This is a genomic window from Aeromonas sp. Prich7-2 (genome assembly GCF_017939255.1).
In the GTDB taxonomy this organism is placed as follows: Bacteria; Pseudomonadota; Gammaproteobacteria; order Enterobacterales; family Aeromonadaceae; genus Aeromonas; species Aeromonas caviae.
In genome coordinates this window covers 1-3634 of the sequence record NZ_JAGKRI010000151.1, presented here as the reverse complement: position 1 = coordinate 3634, position 3634 = coordinate 1, and the positions used below count along the sequence as shown (strand labels likewise).

Annotated in this window: 2 protein-coding genes and 1 pseudogene; 2 read left to right on the top strand and 1 reads right to left on the bottom strand. The window is 62.1% G+C overall.

The features are described from left to right. Positions 1 to 396 (bottom strand): annotated as a pseudogene (locus J9892_RS18900) (IS5 family transposase); the annotation flags it as partial. 136 nt (positions 397 to 532) lie between these two features. On the opposite strand from J9892_RS18900, the gene J9892_RS18895 reads away from it, so the two are divergent. Continuing rightward, entirely contained in the window at positions 533 to 1381 is an 849-nt protein-coding gene (locus tag J9892_RS18895; protein WP_039039670.1) for an HDOD domain-containing protein, read from the top strand. A gap of 245 nt (positions 1382 to 1626) precedes the next feature. Then, a complete protein-coding gene (gene malZ / locus J9892_RS18890; protein WP_029314873.1) occupies positions 1627 to 3456 on the top strand; it encodes a maltodextrin glucosidase in 1830 nt (609 codons plus the stop codon). The last annotated feature ends 178 nt before the right edge of the window (positions 3457 to 3634 follow it).

Sequence of the window (3634 nt, the reverse complement as noted above, 5' to 3'; positions counted from 1 at the left end):
TGCCGAAACCTCCCCGCGAACGGCCAAGGGCTTGATTCATTGAGGTGTTTTTTTACGTGCACCGGCAGCATCTTTGGATGCTCTGACATTGGAGCCGTCCAGGCACCACAGGTCGAAATCGATGAGCCCTTCTTCATTGAGCTTGATTTGCAGCGCTTCCAGAATGGCATCAATCCGGCCTGCATCCTGCCAACGCCGGAAGGTGTTGTAGACCGAATTCCATGGTCCGAAACGTTCTGGAAGGTCTCGCCAAGGAGCTCCGGTGTGGAGTATCCAGAGAATGCCATCGAGCACTTGGCGCGGTTCACGGGTAGGGCGCCCGATCAGGCTTCGAGAAGGAAACTGGGGCTCGATAAGCCCCCATTGTGCATCAGTCAGCTGATAACGGCGGGACACGGAATGGATCTTAAGCTGTTGAGAAGATGTGAGATTATATCTTCATCACTTTAAGAACACAGCCTAGGGCTCACAAAACCGCTCGCCAGCAGGAACAACTGGCCAGGCTGTGGCACAATATGAGGCATTGTTAGCAATGGAGGCTGCCTCAGCCATGTCGATGGATCGCCTGTTTGGCAAGATCAAGCAACTGCCCACAATTCCGAAACTGCTGCACGAGCTGATGCAGAGTTTCAACGACGAGAATGCCCGCATCGACGAGATCGCGGCCAAGATCGCCATGGACCAGGTGATCAGCGTCAAGGTACTGCGGATGGCCAACTCCGCTGCCCTGCGCCGTGGCAATGAAATCACCTCCATCGAACAGGCGGTGATCCGCCTCGGTTTCAACCGTCTGCGCTCCGTGGTGGTCGCCTCCGGCATCATCAGCAGCTTCAAGGCCCCTCCCGGCTTTGACAAGCTCCACTTCTGGACCCAGACCTTCCAGGTCGCCACCATTGCCCGCACCCTGGCACAGCAGACCACCTCGGTGGATCCCGAGACCGCCTTCACCTGCGCCCTCATTCACAACATTGGCGAGCTGCTGATCCAGAGCACCCTGCCGGAAGAGGCGGGGCTCATCAATCTGGCCATCGAGAAAGGCAGCAGCCGGGTCGATGCCCAGCGGGAGATGCTGGGTTACGACTATGCCCAGCTCGGCGCAGAGCTGGCGCGGCGCTGGAACCTGTCGCCCGCCTTCGTGGATGCCATCGCCCAGCAGCTCGACCCCCTCTCCCACGATCCGGTCAGCAAGGAGGCCGTGCTCATCCGGCTCGCCGTCTTCGTCTCCTTTGCCTGGCAGGCCGGCGTACCGGCACAGGCCATCATCGCCCGTTTCCCCAGAACCCTGGCTGACCAGCTGGGGCTGGATCCCGCCAGCCTGGCGGATCAGCTGGAGCAGCTGCACGAACAGGGCAACGCCCTGGCCGATTTGCTGACCCAGTAGATGTACAACGGCCGATCAGCAGGAGCCGGATCCCCGTCTCATTCTGGCGGATCAGCTCGAACAGCTGCACGAACAGGGCAACGCCCTGGCCGATTTGCTGACCCAATCGCGTCACGGCAGACCGCCCAGCCAAGCCGGAAGCACCGTCTCATTCTGGCCGGTCGTCACATACACACGCCCATGGACGGGATAAGATGGCCTGCGCCCATCCCCCATTCCTGAGCCTCTCTGACACAGTAGATACCATGACCCATCCCTTCCTGTTTCACCCCCAGGCGGCACCCTGGTTCAAAGAGAGTGCCGACACCCTGCAGCTCACCCTGTTCAGCGAGCTGGACGCCCCCATCCGCGAGGTGTGGCTGCGCCACGAGCCGGACAACGAGGAGTATCTGGTCGCCATGACGCCGGTCGCCACCCGGGACAGGCTTCAGGTCTGGCAGGTCGAACTGCCGCTGGCCAGGGGGCAGGAGATCCACCTCTACTGCTTCAAGTGCCTCACCGACGAGGAGCAGTGGTGGCTGCACGGGGCAGGCGTCAGCGCCGCCATGCCGCCGCGGGAGCAGCATTTCCGCTTCAACAGCCATCACCAGCCCCCGGCCTGGGTGCAGGATCAGGTGTTCTACCAGATCTTCCCCGACCGCTTCTGCAACGGTGACCCGTCGCTGAGCGTCAAGCATCACGAGTACGAGTACAGGGGCAAAGCGGTCATCAGCAAGGCCTGGGGCGAGCCGGTCAGCCGCCACGAAGAGGGGCACGGCGCCTGTGAATTCTACGGCGGGGATCTGGCGGGCATCGACGCCAAGCTGCACTACCTGCAATCCCTGGGGGTGACGGCGCTCTACCTCAACCCCATCTTCGATTCGCCGAGCAACCACAAGTACGACACCCAGGACTACTTCAAGGTGGATGCGCACCTCGGTACCAATGCCCAGTTTGCCGAGCTGACCCGCAACCTGCACCAGCGCGGCATGAGGATCATCCTGGATGCGGTGGTCAACCACACCTCCACCGAGCACCCCTGGTTCTGCCCACCGCTGGGCGCCCAGAGCAACCCGGACTCCCCCTGGCGCAGCTTCTACACCTTCGATCAGGAAGGGGATTATGTTAGCTGGAAAGGGATCCGCAGCCTGCCCAAGCTGGATTTCTCAAGTGAACAGGTGCAGGACGCCGTTTATCGGGCAGACAACGCCATTCTGCGCTACTGGATGCGCGCCCCCTACCAGATCGATGGCTGGCGCTTCGACGTCATCCACATGCTGGGGGAGCGGGGCACTGCCGAGGGCAATCGCGGCCATGTGCGCGCCATTCGCGGCGCGGTGAAGCAGGAGAATCCGGACGCCTACGTGCTGGGCGAGCACTTCTTCGAGGCGAGCCAGTGGCTGCAGGGGGATCAAGAGGACGGCGCCATGAACTACTACGGCTTCGCCCACCCCATCCGCGCCTTCCTGGCGGGGCAGGACATCGCCTATCACCCCATCAAGATCAGCGCCACCGAGCTGGATCACTGGCTCAAGCTGGCGCGGGCCCATATTCCGTTCAAGAACCAGCTGGCCCAGTTCAACCTGCTGGACAGCCACGACACCGCCCGCTTCCTGCACCTGCTGGGAGAAGACAAGCAGCGGATGCGACTCGCCGCCACCCTGCTCATCACCTACATCGGCGTGCCCTCCATCTACTACGGCGACGAGGTGGGGCTCTCCGGCGGCAACGACCCGGACTGCCGCCGCTGCTTCCCCTGGGATACCACCGACTGGGATCACGTGCTGCACGACCACTATCGCCGCCTGATCCAGCTGCGCCGCCAGCGCCCGGCCCTGCGCCGGGGAGACATCCAGACCCTCTACGCCGGCCCTCACAGCTATGTGTTCGCCCGTACCCTGCAAAGCGATCAGGTGGTGGTCGCCTGCAACCGCCACCCCACGGAGCCGCGCACCATCAGCCTGCCCCTGTGGCAGACCGCCAGCCCCGCCAGCCGCTTCACCGACGCCTTCAACGGCGACAAGTTCGAGGTGGTGCAGGGGGAGGTGCAGCTCACCATCCCGGCCAACTCGGCCAGGGTACTGCTGTCGAGCTAGGGATAGCGGCAATAGAAAACCGGCGCTCGGGGCGTAATGCCGATCAGTTAAGGATCCATTGACCGATCCTCAGGCTGTGTAAGAATCCGAAACTCCTTGTTGGGTTTCGGATTTTTTTATGCGTATCGACCAAGCTCTCGACTTCATTCACGCCTGTCCTCCCGGAAAGTTTGAGTCC

Coding starts and splice junctions, on each gene's coding strand:
- J9892_RS18895 (WP_039039670.1), top strand. CDS start 533: ATGGAGGCTGCCTCAGCCATGTCGATGGATCGCCTGTTTGGCAAGATC.
- malZ (WP_029314873.1), top strand. CDS start 1,627: ATGACCCATCCCTTCCTGTTTCACCCCCAGGCGGCACCCTGGTTCAAA.